General features: G+C 63.3%; 18 protein-coding genes. 9 read left to right on the plus strand and 9 right to left on the minus strand.

What is annotated here, in order from left to right:
* The first annotated feature begins 162 nt into the window (after positions 1-162).
* Positions 163-1,191: a glycosyltransferase family 2 protein gene (locus tag IVA74_RS03130; RefSeq protein ID WP_247339780.1), complete on the plus strand. Its 1,029-nt coding sequence runs from the start codon at positions 163-165 to the stop codon at positions 1,189-1,191.
* Between the two features lie 15 nt (positions 1,192-1,206).
* Here IVA74_RS03130 and IVA74_RS03135 read toward each other — a convergent pair whose 3' ends face one another.
* Positions 1,207-2,193 (minus strand): glycosyltransferase, encoded by a 987-nt coding sequence (locus tag IVA74_RS03135; protein ID WP_247339783.1) that lies wholly within the window; start codon positions 2,191-2,193, stop codon positions 1,207-1,209.
* A 247-nt stretch (positions 2,194-2,440) separates the two neighbouring features.
* Here IVA74_RS03135 and IVA74_RS03140 point away from each other — a divergent pair, with 247 nt between their 5' ends.
* The 3 genes from IVA74_RS03140 (at position 2,441) to IVA74_RS03150 (ending at position 6,163) form a co-directional block, all read left to right on the plus strand.
* A complete protein-coding gene (locus IVA74_RS03140; protein ID WP_247339786.1) occupies positions 2,441-3,508 on the plus strand; it encodes a glycosyltransferase family 1 protein in 1,068 nt (355 codons plus the stop codon).
* A gap of 39 nt (positions 3,509-3,547) precedes the next feature.
* Positions 3,548-4,900, plus strand: a complete 1,353-nt coding sequence (locus IVA74_RS03145; RefSeq protein ID WP_247339788.1) for an O-antigen ligase — start codon at positions 3,548-3,550, stop codon at positions 4,898-4,900.
* A gap of 117 nt (positions 4,901-5,017) precedes the next feature.
* Positions 5,018-6,163, plus strand: a complete 1,146-nt coding sequence (locus IVA74_RS03150) for a GNAT family N-acetyltransferase (protein ID WP_247339790.1) — start codon at positions 5,018-5,020, stop codon at positions 6,161-6,163.
* Between the two features lie 28 nt (positions 6,164-6,191).
* Here IVA74_RS03150 and wrbA read toward each other — a convergent pair whose 3' ends face one another.
* From wrbA to IVA74_RS03165, 3 genes are read right to left on the minus strand one after another with little or no spacing between them, the layout of a single operon-like run.
* A complete protein-coding gene (wrbA, locus tag IVA74_RS03155; protein WP_247339793.1) occupies positions 6,192-6,791 on the minus strand; it encodes an NAD(P)H:quinone oxidoreductase in 600 nt (199 codons plus the stop codon).
* Positions 6,792-6,839: 48 nt separating this feature from the next.
* Positions 6,840-7,538 (minus strand): pirin family protein, encoded by a 699-nt coding sequence (locus IVA74_RS03160; RefSeq protein WP_247339796.1) that lies wholly within the window; start codon positions 7,536-7,538, stop codon positions 6,840-6,842.
* Between the two features lie 34 nt (positions 7,539-7,572).
* A complete protein-coding gene (locus tag IVA74_RS03165; RefSeq protein WP_247339799.1) occupies positions 7,573-8,325 on the minus strand; it encodes an SDR family oxidoreductase in 753 nt (250 codons plus the stop codon).
* Between the two features lie 116 nt (positions 8,326-8,441).
* On the opposite strand from IVA74_RS03165, the gene IVA74_RS03170 reads away from it, so the two are divergent.
* Positions 8,442-9,377, plus strand: a complete 936-nt coding sequence (locus tag IVA74_RS03170) for a LysR family transcriptional regulator (RefSeq protein ID WP_247339800.1) — start codon at positions 8,442-8,444, stop codon at positions 9,375-9,377.
* A 132-nt stretch (positions 9,378-9,509) separates the two neighbouring features.
* Here the strand turns inward: IVA74_RS03170 and IVA74_RS03175 are convergent, their stop codons facing one another.
* On the minus strand, positions 9,510-9,767 hold the full coding sequence (locus tag IVA74_RS03175) for a hypothetical protein (protein WP_247339802.1): 258 nt from the start codon (positions 9,765-9,767) through the stop codon (positions 9,510-9,512).
* A gap of 292 nt (positions 9,768-10,059) precedes the next feature.
* Here IVA74_RS03175 and IVA74_RS03180 point away from each other — a divergent pair, with 292 nt between their 5' ends.
* A complete protein-coding gene (locus IVA74_RS03180; RefSeq protein ID WP_247339804.1) occupies positions 10,060-10,425 on the plus strand; it encodes a hypothetical protein in 366 nt (121 codons plus the stop codon).
* Between the two features lie 57 nt (positions 10,426-10,482).
* Here the strand turns inward: IVA74_RS03180 and IVA74_RS03185 are convergent, their stop codons facing one another.
* The 4 genes from IVA74_RS03185 to IVA74_RS03200 all read right to left on the minus strand — a co-directional run bounded on the left by IVA74_RS03185 (position 10,483) and on the right by IVA74_RS03200 (position 13,803).
* Positions 10,483-11,322 carry an adenylate/guanylate cyclase domain-containing protein gene (locus IVA74_RS03185; RefSeq protein WP_247339805.1) on the minus strand — a complete coding sequence of 280 codons (840 nt, stop codon included), beginning with the start codon at positions 11,320-11,322 and terminating at the stop codon, positions 10,483-10,485.
* Positions 11,323-11,377: 55 nt separating this feature from the next.
* Positions 11,378-11,845, minus strand: a complete 468-nt coding sequence (locus tag IVA74_RS03190) for a YbaK/EbsC family protein (protein ID WP_247339806.1) — start codon at positions 11,843-11,845, stop codon at positions 11,378-11,380.
* Positions 11,842-12,615, minus strand: coding sequence for a haloacid dehalogenase type II (locus IVA74_RS03195; RefSeq protein ID WP_247339807.1), 774 nt, complete (start codon positions 12,613-12,615; stop codon positions 11,842-11,844). The genes IVA74_RS03190 and IVA74_RS03195 overlap by 4 nt, the downstream gene beginning before the upstream one ends.
* Before the next feature lie 303 nt (positions 12,616-12,918).
* A complete protein-coding gene (locus tag IVA74_RS03200) occupies positions 12,919-13,803 on the minus strand; it encodes an amidohydrolase family protein (protein ID WP_247339808.1) in 885 nt (294 codons plus the stop codon).
* A gap of 310 nt (positions 13,804-14,113) precedes the next feature.
* Here IVA74_RS03200 and ykgO point away from each other — a divergent pair, with 310 nt between their 5' ends.
* From ykgO to IVA74_RS03215, 3 genes are all read left to right on the plus strand, one after another.
* On the plus strand, positions 14,114-14,239 hold the full coding sequence (gene ykgO / locus IVA74_RS03205) for a type B 50S ribosomal protein L36 (protein ID WP_006611362.1): 126 nt from the start codon (positions 14,114-14,116) through the stop codon (positions 14,237-14,239).
* A gap of 122 nt (positions 14,240-14,361) precedes the next feature.
* Complete coding sequence (locus IVA74_RS03210) at positions 14,362-15,003, plus strand: tetratricopeptide repeat protein (protein WP_247339809.1); 642 nt, start codon at positions 14,362-14,364, stop codon at positions 15,001-15,003.
* A 124-nt stretch (positions 15,004-15,127) separates the two neighbouring features.
* Entirely contained in the window at positions 15,128-15,388 is a 261-nt protein-coding gene (locus IVA74_RS03215; RefSeq protein ID WP_247339810.1) for a hypothetical protein, read from the plus strand.
* Positions 15,389-15,483: the final 95 nt, after the last annotated feature.

A 15,483-nucleotide genomic window follows, 5' to 3' on the forward strand; every position in this document is an offset into this window, starting at 1 on the left:
GTATTGCACCGTGACGGCCGGAGATTTGCGCCGTCGCGAGCCCCACGCCAGCCGTTCATTCTGGGGCGGATCTGTGCCGCGGCGCTGTGCCGTTGCGAAACGGCGCCGATCCGCGGGATCGAAGCAGGGCTTTTTCAATCTATATCGGACATCTAGAACGTCATGACATTGATCCCGACAGACTTGTCCGCCGCGCGTATCCCGGATGCCGTGCGCGATCCCAACCGGGAGATCGCGGCGAGCTCCCGAATTATCGACCTGTCGGTCGGCATCGTCGTCTGCATCCCCTGCTTCCGCCGTCCGCAGCATCTGCGGATGACGCTGGACTCGCTCGTCAGCCAGCGTACCCCGCGCTCCTTCGCCGTCGTCATGGTCGAGAACGACGCGGTACGGCGCGAAAGCGCACCGGTGGCCGCGGAGTATCTCGCCGGCGGAAGGCTCCAGGGCGTCTGCCTGGTCGAAAAACGGCAAGGCAACGTCCAGGCGATCAACGCCGCGTTCGAGACGGCGCAGGCGCTGTTTCCAGCCGCGACCCGCTTCCTGATGATCGACGACGACGAGATCGCTTCGCCCGACTGGCTCGAACTGATGGTTCGCACCGCGGATGCGACCGGCGCCGATGTGGTCGGCGGGCCGGTGCTGCCGGTCTTCGAGGACGACAGCAAGCCCTGGCTTTCGCGCCATCCCGCCTTCTGCCCCGCCTATGATTACAGCGGCGCGGTGCCGCTGATCTATGGCTGCGGCAATTGCCTGATCACGCGCGCGGCGTTCGAGCGGTTCGACCGTCCCGCCTTCGACCTGCGCTTCAACTTCCTCGGCGGCGGCGATTGCGATTTCTTCGTGCGATGCCGCGATGCCGGCATGACGTTCCACTGGACTGCGGAGGCAGTCATCTCCGAGACGGTGCCGCAAAACCGCACCAGCCCCGGCTGGATCGCCAAGCGTGGTCTGCGTATCGGTGCGATCAATTATCGTGTGCAGTCGAAGGCCGCGCAGGGCGCGGGAGCGCGGGCGCGGGTGTTTGCGCAGATGCTCGGGAGGTTGCCGCTGTCGCTGGTCCGATCCGCTCGCCTGCTCGTGACGTCAAAGCCCGTCGTCGCGATGCATCCCACGCTGGTCGCGCTCGGCTCCATGCTTGCGGCGTTCGGCATCGAGCCGAAGCCCTATGAAGCCTCGAAGATCGTATCCTGACGCCGGAGTGAGGGATTAGATGCCGAAGCAGGCGAGGGCGACCCTGACCGCGGCGCGTGGCAGCGATTTGAGCGAGCGGCGGCCGACCATCCCGAGATAGGCGAAGGCCTGGCGATATCTGCCGAAGCGGACCGCTTGCATCGCCGAATATGTGACGAGATGAACCTCGGCGGCCTGGCGCAGCCCGGCTGCCATGCCCGCGGGCAGTCGCGCCATGATCAGCCCGTCGTCGAACACCCGCGCGATGGCCGGGAAGAAATCCTGCGGCGTCCGCGCCGCCGCATTCATGGTGTTGGCCGTGTGCAGGCGGTAGTCGAGCAGAAGGTTTGGCGCAAACTCGAATTCACCGATCGCGGCAAGACGGCACCAGCAGTGCCAGTCCTCGCAATATCTGAGTGAGACGTCGAAGCCGCCGATGGCGCGAAACGCCTCCGCACGCGCGAGCGCGATGCCGCCATTGACGATGAAGTTACCGGCCGCGAGCCGCGCCAGCACATCACCGGACGGTTTGCGGCGTCCTTTCAGCAGATCCCGTCGACCGATCTGCCGTCCGTCGCTGTCGATCGTGTTGTAGTCACCGTAAACGAGAACCGCGTGCGGAGCACCACGCGCGGCTGCCAGCAGCGCGGCGACCGCGCCGGGCCGCAGGCGATCGTCGGCATCGAGGAAGAGCAGCCATTGGCCGCTCGCATGCCGCGCGCCGAGATTGCGCGCCGCCGATACGCCGGCGGCGTCGTTGGTCAACAGGCGCAGCCGCGGGTCACGGATGGCACGGACGATGGCCGTGGTGTCGTCGGTCGAACCGTCGTCCACGACGATCACTTCGGTGATTTCGGCTTGCGCCAGTGCGCTGGCGAGGGTTTCGCCGACATAGGCCGCGACGTTCTTGGCCGGAATGACGACGGACACCGATGTAGTGGAGCTGATTTGCAGCGGCAAGCGCGCCGCCGGAGCGACGCGTGATGTGGCCGGTAGTTCGAGAATTTCTTCGGCGGTAATCAAGCTACGGCTCGCCTTTAAGGGTCTGTTAACCAGGGTGCGTCTGCGCATTGGCAATGCGATTGATCGCAACCTTGGGCGCCGCAAATGATACTCGCATTCCGGTGAAATCGTTGCCGCGAAGGCCGGCGCGGCGCTGGTTTTGTAGAATAGCGTTAAGCCGGCGGCATTAAGCCTGTGGCAAATTTGGAAGAGTGCGACAGCCGGTCCCATGCGAGAATGCGCACCGAACTTCCCGCGGATGGACCCAGTGCCCGCAAAGACATTCGACTACGATCCCGACGACATGGTTCTCAACCTCTTCTACGAGGACAAGGACGATCGCTGGTTTTCCGGCGACCGGCATCTGCGGCGCATGGCGCGCCGCATGCTGCTCGGCGAGCCTCGTATGAGCGGGCAGCTCCGCGTGTTCCTCAATCTCCGTGCGGGGCTCGATCGGCTCGGCATCCGCTATCGCGTCAACGATTATGGCTACATCGCGCAGCATCCGGACGAACTCGCCTGCATCATCGGTCGCACCTTCCTGCTCGACAAGTTTGCGTGGAAGAATCCGATCCTGCTCGGCGTCGCCGCCCATAATCATCCGCTCGACGATCCCGACCTGTTCAAGCGCCTGCCGGTCAAGAAGGTGGTGGTGCCCGGCCCGTGGTACGCCGACATGTACCGGCCGCATTGGCCCGAAACGGAGGCCTGGCCGGTCGGTATCGACACGGATCTCTGGGCGCCGTCGCTGACGTCGCAAAAGACCGTCGACGTCCTGATCTACGACAAGGTCAACTGGGACCGCGAGCGCTATGCTTCGGAGCTGATCGAGCCGGTTCGCGCCCGGCTCACCAGAGAGGGCCGCTCGTTCACGGAACTGCGTTACGGCAGTTACAAGGAGGACGACTATCAGGCCGCGCTCGCGCGCTCGCGTGCGATGATCTTCCTGTGCCAGAACGAGAGCCAGGGCATCGCTTATCAGCAGGCGTTGTCCTGCGGCGTGCCGGTGCTCGCCTGGGATCCCGGTGGCCCCTGGCGGGACGCCGATTATTATCCGCATCGTGTCCAGTTCGCGCCTGTGTCGTCGGTGCCGTATTGGGACGATCGTTGCGGCGCCAAGTTCGTCGACGCCGCGGGGTTCGAGGCGGGTTGGGACGATTTCTGGGCCGGGTGCGCCGCTGATGAGTTCGATCCGCGCGGCTTCGTGCTCGACAATCTCACGTTGGAACAGCGCGCGCTGCAATATTACGAGATCGCGCGGAGCATCGTGCGGCAGCAGGCTGTGCCGCAGAGCTCCGGTGTACTGGTTGACGGATGCTTAACAGGGATCGGCTAAGACTTGGAGCTTCCCCAGTTTCCCGGGCAGCCTTGAGCCATGGATCGCAGCGTCGCTGACATGACTGACGTCGAGGCCCGATCGTTCGGCTACGTCCTGCGCGATGGGCTCGCGGGGGTCAACGCCGTGCGGGCGGGGCGTTGCCTCGTCGCAGTCGCGGCGCTGCTCCTTGTGCTGGTAACGCTCGATCCGTTTCCGGATCTGCGCAGCGAGGATGTCATCACCGTCGTCGGCGGACGGATGGCGTTCACCTATGTCTCCTGGGGCCTGTTGGCTGCGGTCGCGGTGCTGTTCGTCGCCACAACGGATGCGCCCGCGCTGAAGACCCTGGTGACACCGCTGCATCTCTGCCTGGTCGGCTGGCTGTTGATCAACATCGTCTTTTCCGAGAGCCGCGGCGTTTCGATTCAGCGCCTCGTGCTTGCGGCCAGCGTGATGTCGCTTGCCGTGCTGTTGCCATTGCTGCCGCCGACGCAGCGCAGCTTCAACCTGTGTCTTGGTGGCGCCGCGCTCGTCCTGCTCGCACTCTGCTATCTCGGCGTCTTCCTCGCGCCGCAATATTCGATCCACACCGCACTCGACGTCACGGAGCCGCAGCTGGCCGGCGACTGGCGCGGCAGCTTTGGCCACAAGAACATCGCCTCGCCGGTGATGACCATCCTGGTTTATGTCGGCATTTACCTGTCCGCCGTCGGATCGTTCGTGATGGGTCCGGCGATCGCCGCGCTGGCCGGAATCTTCCTGATCTTCACCGGCGGCAAGACGTCCTCGGTGCTATGCCTAGCGATCTACGCGCTCGCGTCGCTGGTCTGCGTCACGCCGAGCTTGTGGCTGAAGCGGATCATCTGTTTCGTGCCGCTGATTGTGATGAACTTGCTGACGGTCGGCAGTGTCTTGAGCCCGACGCTCGGGGCGATGACGCGGCTGCTTCCGCTCGACCCCACCTTCACCGGCCGCTCCGCCATCTGGGAGTTCGCGCTCGCAGCCGTCGCCGAAAAGCCGATCACCGGCCACGGCTATGCGGCCTTCTGGGACGACGTCACCGCACGGCAGACCGCCCAGGGCGCCGAATGGGCGACGACCGCGGCGCACAGTCACAACAGCTATCTCGACCTCGCGGTCACCATCGGCCTGCCGGGTCTTGTGCTCGTGATCCTCGTCTTCGTGCTCGCGCCGCTCGGCAATTTCCAGTCGACCCGGACACACAATCGCAGTCGCGCGCTGGCAAAGCTGTTCCTGACCGTGTGGCTGTTCGGCCTGTACTACGGAGCGACCGAGACCTTCCTGCTCGAACGGCAGAATCCGATCTGGTTCATGTTCGCTGTTGCTGCGGCCGGCCTGCACTTCCTGGCCAGGTTCCAATGTGTGACGCAAAAGGAACCTGAAACCTGACAGCTTGTCGCACCGGCGCGGCAGTGGCATTGGCTTAACGATAAGCAGTGACGTCGCTTGTGGTCTGCGACAAAACACAATCTATCTGGAAACATTCAGTAGTCGTAAGCACCGCGGATGACGTTCCTCAGCGTCGAGCAACCAAATGGTCTTGTGTCCAGCACGTCGGGAATCGCGGTCGATTTCGTGCGTGACTGGCGGCACGCCGCATCGCGCCTGAACGCTGGTCATCGCACTGCGTTTCAGCATGGTTATTGGCTCGGCGCCTGGTACAAAGCGTTCCACGACCTCGCGCCGCTGATTGCATTGATCTCCGATGCCGCGACCGGCAGGGACATTGCGGTGGTGCCGATGATTAGCCACCTCAGGCGCGGCATCCGCATCGTCGAATTCGCGGATTTCGGCGTCTCCGACAACAACGCGCCGATCCTGGCGCTCGATGCCGCGTTGGAGGCGGCGGCAACGGATGCGATCGGCAAGGCGCTGATCGACGCATTGCGCGCATTGCCCGATCGATTCGATCTGCTGCGCTTGAAGAAGATGCCAGCCCATATCGGCGGCAACCCGAATCCGCTGGTGTCGCTCGGCCGGATCGGGTCCTGCTCGCTCAACGGCAACCTCGTGCTGACCGGTGACGACTATGAAGACTACCAGGCTTCGATCAAGCGCATGCAGATGCCGCGCTGCTGGCGCGTCTTCTGCCGTCATGCCGGCGCGCGATTCGAGATCGCCACCGATGTCACGCGCGCGCGCGAGCTGCTGGACGTGATGGATGTCCAGCAGCAGGCGCGCATGCAAAAGCTCGGTTCGCGCTTCGTCCTCAACGACGAAACCCATGCGCAGTTCTATCGCGAAGTCGCCCGCCAGGGTGTCGCGGACGGTTACGCCGTCATCTCGGCGCTGGTGTGCGACGAGGCCATCGTCGCCACCACGCTCGGCGTCAGGTTTGGTGCGACCTATTTTCTCCTGCGCATCAGCCACGCCGGCAATTCATGGTCGAGCTGCTCGCCGGGGCTGCTGGTGACCGAGCGCACCATGGCAGCGCTGCACGCAGAAGGCGTGCGCCGTTTCGACCTCAGCATCGGCAACCAGGACTACAAGCGCCGCTTCGGCGCCGAGCCGGTGCGGCTGACCGATGTCAGCGTCGCGCTGTCCTGGCGCGGCATGCCCTTCGCGTTGCGCGATCATGCCGCGCAGGGCCTGCGCCGTCACCCCAGGCTCGCCGTCCTCGCGGCGCGGGTCATGGGCAAGGGGAGGCGCTGACGCCGCCCCCTCGCATCAGCCGTGAAGCCTAGCCATGTAGCTTCTTGGCGGTCTCCGCGATCTGGCGTCCCTGATAGCGTGCGCCGGCGAGTTCGTTGGCGCTGGGCTGGCGGCTGCCGTCGCCGCCGGTGATCGTGGTGGCGCCGTAGGGCGCGCCGCCGGTGACCTCGTCGAGCTTCATCTGGCCGGCGAAGCCGTAGTTCATGCCGACCACGACCATGCCGAAATGGAGGAGGTTGGTGATGATCGAGAACAGCGTCGTCTCCTGACCGCCGTGCTGGGTCGCGCTCGACGTGAAGGCGCCGCCGACCTTGCCGTGCAACGCGCCCTTGGCCCAGAGCCCGCCGGCCTGGTCGAGGAAGTTCGCCATCTGCGAGGCCATGCGACCGAAGCGGGTGCCGGTGCCGACGATGATCGCGTCGTAATTGGCGAGGTCTTCGATTTTGGCGACGGGTGCTGCCTGGTCGACCTTGTAATAGGACGCTTTGGCGACCTCGGCCGGCACCAGTTCGGGCACGCGCTTGATGTCGACAGTGACGCCGGCTTCGCGCGCGCCTTCGGCAACGGCATTGGCCATTGTTTCGATGTGGCCGTAGGCGGAGTAATAGAGGACGAGAACTTTGGTCATGATGGTCTCCGTTGAAGGGTGATTTGAGGTGTTCCGTATGAGTGGCGCTTACGCCGCGTCGACCAGCACGAGCTCGGTGTCTTCCAGAGCCGTGATCTTCAATCTGTCCTCGTCGCGGATCGCGGCGCCGTCGCGAGCATTGACGCGGACGCCGTTGACCTCGACTGAACCCGCCGCGGGCACAAGATAGAGGTGCCGCGACTTTTGCGGTTCGTATTCCGCGCTCTCGCCGGCTTTCAGCGTGGTGGCGAGCACCCGCGCATCGGCGCGGATCGGCAGCGCGTCCGTGTCACCCTCGAAGCCGCTCGCGATGGTGACGAGCTTGCCCGAGCGGTCTCCTTTCGGAAACGGCTTCGAGCCCCAGGTCGGTTGTCCGCCGCGCGCGGTCGGCTCGATCCAGATCTGGAAGATCCGTGTCTTGGTCGGCTCGAGATTGTACTCGGAGTGTCGGATGCCGCTGCCGGCGCTCATCACCTGCACGTCGCCCGCTTCAGTGCGGCCCTCGTTGCCGAGGCTGTCCTGATGGGTGATCGCGCCCTCGCGCACATAGGTGATGATTTCCATGTTGGCGTGGGGATGGGCGGGAAAGCCCGTGTTCGGCGCGATCTCGTCGTCGTTCCACACCCGCAAGGCGCCGTGACCCATGTTGTTGGGGTCGTAGTGACTCGCGAAGGAGAAATGGTGCTTGGCGTTGAGCCAGCCGTGATCGGCGCCGCCGAGCTTTGCGAAGGGTCTGAGTTCGATCATCTGCGTAATTCCTTATATTGGGATATTGCGGCGCCTAGGCGCCGAAACCGCCGTCGACGTTGAGGACGGTGCCGGTGACGAAGGAGGCTTCCGGGCTTGCGAGGAAGACGACGCCGGCCGCCACCTCCTCGGGGCGGCCGAAGCGCTGCAGCGCGTGCTGCTTGCGCTGGGTCTCGGCGAACTCGCCGCCGTCCTTCGGATTCATATCGGTGTCGATCGAGCCGGGCTGCACCACATTCACGGTGATGCCGCGCGGGCCGAGGTCGCGCGCCGCGCCCTTGGTGTAGCCGACGACGGCCGCCTTGGTGGCTACGTAGTCGGCAAGGCCCGGGAACGAGGCGCGGTCGGCAAGCATCGAACCAACAGTGACGATGCGGCCGCCTTCACCCATCAACTGCGAGGCGGCGCGGATCGCCGCGATCACGCCATGCACGTTGATCGCATCCTGGCGGGCCAGCGCCTCGGTGTCGGCATTCGCATCGTCGATCGCACCGCCGCTCGCAACGCCAGCATTGTTGACGAGAATGTCGAGATGGCCAAACTCCTTCGCCACGTCGTTGACGAGCTGCGTCACGTCCTTGGCCGAGGCCTGGTCCGCCCTGAAGGCGCGGGCCCTGACGCCCTTTGCCTTCAGTTCAGTGACGACCGCTTCGGCCTTTTCGGGTGACGCGACATAGCTGATGGCGACGTCCGCACCTTCATCGGCGAGTGCGCGAGCAGAGGCCGCGCCGATACCGCGCGAGCCACCGGTGACGAGCGCAATCTTGCCTGAGAGCTTCTTGGTCATTGGATTTCTCCATTCCTGAATTTCTGATGACCCTTGGATAAGCCTCCGCTTGTGGTATAGAAATAGAAACTGTTGAAACACATTGTTTCCATTAATCACCCAATCGGACCGGTTCCATGGCAAAACTCCCCGATTTCGAGGCGCTCGCGATTTTCGCAAAAGTCGTGGAATTACGGTCGTTTGCGGGTGCCGCGGGCGAGCTCGCGATGTCCAAGGCGACGGTGTCCAAGGCGGTCACGCGCCTCGAAGAGCGGCTCGGCGCCCGGCTATTCAACCGCACCTCGCGCCGGCTCGCGCTGACCGATGCCGGGCATAAGCTCGCCGAGCGTGCGACGCGCCTTTTGTCCGACGGTGAGGCGGCGGAGAACGAGGCGCTGGCGCAATCGGTAGCGCCCCGCGGGCTGGTGCGGCTCGCCGTGCCCATGACGTTCGGGATCAAGGCGGTGGCGCCGTTGCTACCGGAGTTCTTCGAAGTCTATCCGGAAGTCTCCGTCGATCTGCATCTGAGTGATGCGACCGTCGATTTGATCGGCGAAGGTTTCGACATGGCAGTGCGGATCGCGCGGTTGCCGGATTCCTCACTGATCGCGCGACGGCTGTTCACCATGCCGCGCTTCACGGTGGCGGCGCCGGCCTATCTCAAACGCCAGGGACGGCCGACGCATCCCATGCATCTCGCCGAGCACAAGTGCTTCAGCTACGCCTACCTCTCGACGCCGAATGTCTGGCACTACACCAATTCGGCCGGCGAACAGGCCAGTGTACGTCCGGGCGGACAGCTTCGCGTCAACAATGGCGAAGCCGTGATGCCGGCGCTGATCGCGGGTCTCGGCATCGCCGAACTGCCGGAGTTCATCGTCGGCGAGGCCATCGCCTCCGGCGAGGTCGAAGTCATTCTGAAAGACTGGAAGCAGGCCGAAGGCGCCGTGCATCTGGTCACGCCACCCGGCGGCCCCCGCCCCGCACGTGTCGAAGCGCTCGGCGATTTTCTCGCGGCGAAGCTGCCGGGGACGTGCAAGCGGCCGGCGCGCGGAAAGGCAAAGCCGTCGTAGCAAAGTCGTCGTAGAGCGAGCGGCTTCAACACCCTCGTCATTGCGAGCGCAGCGGCGCAGCGAAGCAATCCAGACTCCCTCCGCGGTGACACTCTGGATTGCTTCGCTGCGCTCGCAATGACGGAGTCTGAGCTACGACACCTTCACGCCATCCTTCGCGATAATTCGCAAGCTCGGCTTCAACGTTTGTTCCAGCCGCGACTTCAATTCATGAACATGCGGATCGCTCGAGCGCTTCGCGCAGACCGCGTATTGATGCACCGATTGCGCCAATGCGCGCCGTGCCTGCGGCGTTCGCGTCATTTCGGGCTTTGAAAGCCGCAACACGATAGCGGCGAGATTCACCAGCATCTCGTCCAACGCCACGTCGATGGTTCGAAGTCTGTTCATCGCTCGACTCCCTGGGAGGCAACGGTGGGTCCAGAGGGGCGTTCCTGACCGGGCGAAACATGGATAATGCTTCGTAAATCCCGCCGCACGGCTTGTTCTTGCGGGCGGTCACGGACGCGCCGGCGTTTGCCGAGTTCGTCGCCACCGACAGCATGCGGCTGATCGCGGCGGTGAAGAAGATCGGCAAGGTGGAGTAAGTTCCAATCGCGCTTTCACGTTTTTTTGTTGGTCCAGAACCTCCCCGCGTCTCATTGATTGAAGACAATTCAAGAAACTCGAGAAGGATCGGGACATGCGGACAGAGCGGATTGTGCTGGGTGTAGCGCTCGCGATCGGCGGCATCGTCGCACATAGTGCCGCGTCCGCCGAAGAATATCGCGGAACCATGGAACAGCAGATGGCCTGTACGCCGGATGTGTGGCGGCTGTGCAGCGACCAGATCCCGGACGTGAGCCGCATCACGGCCTGCTTGCGGCAGAACACACCACAGCTTTCCAGCGGCTGCCGTGCGGTGTTCCAGTCCAACAACCAGATGCAGCCGCAGCAGCGGGTCCCGAGCAATCGAGCGGCAGCGCCGCCGCGCTATAACAATGCGCCGCCACCACCTCCGCAAGCGCAGCCGCGGCCTTATGATCCTTATGATGATGACAATGATTAGCGCACGATCGGAGCGCGGTTGGCGCTAGGCGCAAAGATGCTGCCGGTGCCGCCTCGTTCAGCGCTCCCCCTTGCTGTCCGACTCAGGTCGATGTCGGAGCGCCGTCCGCAGGATGGCGCCGAAGAGCAAAGCCGCGACCGGCCAATGGAACCAGATCCTGTGCATGCCGGTGAAAATATTGATCAGAATCAGAAAGGCCGACACCGTGAGGGCCGCTGCAACCGGGCGGGGAAGCTTCGCTAGCCCATCTGAAACGAAGCCCATCCACGTGGACGACTCGTATCGGTCGCGGTGTACGGCGTCAGTTTGCGAGCCCGCAATTGCGTCCTGAGAAGTCAGGCGTTCGCCAGGCGGAAGGCTCCGTGCTTGAGCGGTTTGGCCGCTCATGGTCACACGATAACTGGTCACGGGAGCAATGTTTTTCATTGGACGCTGGCCGAGGCAGTCGAAGCCAACAGACAATTTGTTGTGCACCTGATCATAGGTGGAGCTGGAGATCACGATGCCCCCGGGTTCGGCAAGCTCTTGCAGACGCGCCGCGATATTGACCCCGTCTCCATAAAGATCGGAACCATCCACCATCACATCGCCGAGATTGATGCCGATGCGAAAACGCATCGGGGGAGGTGGGTCCGAATCCTGGTTGGAAATTTCCTGCTGAATCTCAACCGCACATTGCACGGCCTCGACGACGCTGGCGAATTCGGCGATGACAGCATCACCCCAGGTATTCACGATCCGCCCGTCATGGCGCTCCACCAATCCCGCAATGGCCGTGCGGTAGCGGCGGAGTGTCTCCAGCGTTCCCGCCTCGTCGGCTTCCATGAGGCGAGAATAGCCGTGCACATCAGCGCACAGCACGGTGGTCAGCCGTCGTTTTACCTTATCGTCGGGCATGGTTCATACATTAGCCTCCTTGACTGGCAAATGCATCAGGCATCCCGCAGCTGCCTTACGGCCTGACCTCGCAGACATCGACCCATTCGGCCGCCGTCAGCTCGGCCATGCGGTCCGGCGTGATGCGCACCGCGCTATGGGTCGAGCCTGCGGCCGGCACCACCATGTCGAACGCCTTTAAGGACACATCGCAGTAAATCGGCAGCGGCGACTTCAGCCCGAACGGACAGACGCCGCCGACCTCGTGCCCGGTGATCTCGGCGACCTCTTCCAGACCGAGCATCTTCGGCTTGCCGCCGAACGCCGCCTTCACCTTCTTGTTGTCCATGCGTGAGGTGCCGGCCGCGACGATCAGGAGCACGCGCTCGCCGATCCGCAACGACAGCGTCTTGGCGATCATTCCAGGCTCGACGCCATAGGCCTCGGCGGCCAGCGGCACAGTCGCGGAGCTGATCGGGGATTCGATGACGGTGATGTCGGGGGCTTTTTCAGCGAAGAAATCGCGAACGGATTGAAGGCTCATTCAGGTCTCACGGGCGGGCGGCGATCCTTGGGCGATCCTTCGGCGATCCTTGGCAGCTCGGAGAGCGAACGGACGCGGTGGTCCGGCGCGAAGCCGAGCTCATCCATCTGGGTGCGGATCGCCTTGAACATCGTCAGCGGTGCCACGAGTTCATTCTCGACGCAAGCCAGCGCCATCGCCTCGGGCGTCACCCGTTCGATCCAGGCGACGTTCAGCCCGAACGCCTTCGCGCCCGCGACGTCCCAGGGGTTGGACGAGACGAACAGCACCTCGTCGGGCGCGGTGCCGAGTACCTCGCCGATCAGCACGTAAGCTTCCGGGCTCGGCTTGAAGATCTTCTTCGCATCGACGCTGATCGTGGCATCAAGCAGGGCGTCGAGCCCGGAATTGCGCACGAGCGCACCCAGCATGTTCGGACTGCCATTGGAGAGGATCGCGAGTTTTCGCGGCTTCAACGCCGCGAGCGTGGCTGCCGCATCCGGATAGAGATCGAGATGCAGGTATTTCTCGATCACCCGCTCGAACGCATCGCTTTCATAGGCGAGCCCGAGCACGCGCAGCGTATAGGCAAGCGAGTCGCGCGTGACGGCGTTAAAATCCTGGTAGCGCCGCATCAGCGAGCGCAACCAGGTGTATTCGAGCTGCTTGATGCGCCAGATCTGCGTGATGATCTCGCCGTAGCCCGGAAACGCATCCTCGGTGGTCTCCGCGACCGACTGGATGTCGTAAAGCGTTCCGTAGGCGTCGAAGATAACGGCTTTCAGGCTCAATTGACCGGTCCTCCGGATCGCTGCGGGCGCATGGACTATACTCGGCGCAGCTGTATCGATCCAAGGGGGAAACGCGAATCGGGGCCTCGGCTTCTAAAGCTTTACAACGATCTTGCCGAAGTGTGAGCCGGTCCGGAGGTGGGCATATGCTTCGGGGACCTCGTCGCGTGAATGGATCGCACGCAACGCGGCCATCGGATTCACCGCGCCAAGGCCGCCATCCGCCGTCTGAGGCCTTGAGGGCCTGAGCGTGAGGGATTCGATAGCAGCGTCGAAGCCATCAATGCGCTGACGAATACGCGCCTAGATCCCTAGCAGCTTGCGCGCGTTGGCCTTCAACACCTTCGGCCGGATGTCGTCGCGGATGTCGATCTTGGCGAAGTCCGACAGCCAGCGGTCCGGCGTGATCACCGGCCAGTCCGAGCCGAACAGCATCTTGTCCTGCAGGATCGAGTTGATGTAGCGGACCAGGATCGGCGGAAAATATTTCGGCGACCAGCCGGACAGGTCGATATAGACGTTCGGCTTGTGGGTCGCGACCGACAGCGCTTCTTCCTGCCAGGGGAAGGATGGGTGGGCGAGGATGATCTTGAGGTCCGGGAAGTCAGCCGCGACGTCGTCCATGTACATCGGGTTGGAAAATTTCAGCCGCATGCCCATGCCGCCGGGCATGCCCGATCCGACGCCGGTCTGGCCGGTGTGGAACAGCGCGATCGCGCCGCCATTGTTGATCTCTTCGTAGAGCGGATAGGCCATGCGGTCGTTGGCGTAGAAGCCCTGCATGGTCGGGTGGAATTTGAAGCCGCGCACCCCGTATTCCTCGATCAGCTTGCGCGCCTCGCGGACGCCGAGCTTGCCCTTGTGCGGATCAATCGAGACGAAGGGGATCAGGACGTCGAGATGGTCGGAGGCGATCTCCAGCATCTCCTCATTCTTGTAGCGGCGGAAGCCGGTCTCGCGCTCGGCGTCGACCGGGAAGATTACGGCCGCGATGTTCTTCGAGCGGTAATACGCCGCGGTCTCCGGCACGGTCGGCGGATGCTTGTGCGGCGACTTGAAGTAATCCGCCATCTGAGCCTGAAAATCGTCATAGCCGTCGTCGGGATGGGTGCCGCAGGGCTCCTCGGCATGGGTGTGGATGTCGATGGCGACGACGTCGTCGATGTTCGGCAGCTTCAGCTTCGGCATTGGTTTCCTCCCGACGGGTTGCCAAATTGATTATATGATATAACGAAATTGGCAAGGCATCGTGGAAAGCGAGGCCGGCAAGCGACTAGATTGAGGCCGATCCGGCCGTTTCTGCTTTGCATGGGGTTGTTTTCCAGAATTTGCTGGTTCGGAACATGGCAGTTAACATTGACATCCAGTCCCGCGATGCCTTAGAAACCGCCCCGTCCCGGGCGGTCGTCCGCCAGCGGGAAAGATCTCATTTTGCCACATTCGCGCGTGCCGAAACGGTAGTGCCGAACACGGCCTTTCGAACGTTCAGGATTCTGCCATGAAGGTCCGTAACTCGCTGAAATCACTGCGCGGTCGCCATCGCGCCAACCGCCTGGTCCGCCGCAAGGGCCGGGTCTATGTGATCAACAAGGTGCAGCGCCGCTTCAAGGCTCGCCAAGGCTGATTTGGGCGGCTGATATTGCCCTGCCGGACGCCCGAGCGCGCGCCCCGCAAGACCACGGCCTCACACGAGTTTGACGCCGCCCCTGCTATGCAAGGGCGGCCTTGCGCGTTTACACTTCGATCATGGCAGTGAGATTCCTCTTCGCGCGCACCCTTTGTCTGGCTCTTGTGCTGGGAGCCGCCGGCCTCGCTCCGGCGCTGGCGCAGCAGATTGATCCGCCGCCTCCGCCCGGCAAGCAGAAAAAGCTTCCGGAAGCGCCGGCCAAGCTGCCCAAGGTCGACCGCACCAAGAATCTCGATTTCCTGTTCGGCGCGCTGAAAGCTGCGCCCGACGATGCCAGCGCCAAGCATGTCGAGGCACGGATCTGGGCGATCTGGATCCAGACCCCGAGCGACACCGCGGCGCTGCTGATGGCGCGGGCCAAGACCGCGGTCGACGCAAAGAAGATCGAGGTCGCGATCAAGCTGCTGGATTCGGTCGTCAAGCTCAGGCCCGACTACATCGAGGCCTGGAACCGGCGCGCGACGCTCTATTACATGCAGAACGACTATGGCCGCTCGCTCGCCGACATCCGCGAGGTACTGATCCGCGAGCCCCGCCATTTCGGCGCGCTCGCAGGCCTCGGCATGATCATGCAGGAGGTCGGCGACGAGAAGCGCGCGCTCGAGGCCTACCGCAAGGCGCTCGCCGTCAATCCGCATCTCGAGAAGATCCCCGATCAGGTCAAAGCGCTAACCGAGAAGGTCGAAGGCCGCGATATTTAGCGGACAAGTCGATCATTGCTCGAGCGAATTCGGCGCAGGCGGATTAACCACGATGACACGCGCCGCGTTACGAGGGGTATGGGTGACACCGCCGCAGGCCTACCTTCACGGCCGGAGCACAGCCATGAAGCGTTTGATCTTTGCAGGTATATTGCTGCTGGCGTCGGGGACGATGAGCCTCGCCGACGGGCTGTTCTGGGTGGTCGGCAACAACGCCACCGGAAAATGCAGCATCGTCACCAGTAATCCCGTGATCATCGGCGACGTCTGGTTCGGTGACGGCCCCTACAAGTCCAAGGCCGATGCCAAGCTTGCCCGTTCGACGATCCGCGCTTGTCCCGCGCTCACATTAGACGAGCAAAAGGACGAGGACAGCACGAACTAGGGTCTGTTGGGATTCATCTGGAGTTTATCGCGGCCGCGGCCAGATAGATCATTGAAGTGAAGCTCTGGTCGGTCTTGTCGGCGCGCATTGCGATG

Origin of the sequence: Bradyrhizobium sp. 132 (assembly GCF_023074185.1) — a bacterium.
Lineage (GTDB): Bacteria > Pseudomonadota > Alphaproteobacteria > Rhizobiales > Xanthobacteraceae > Bradyrhizobium.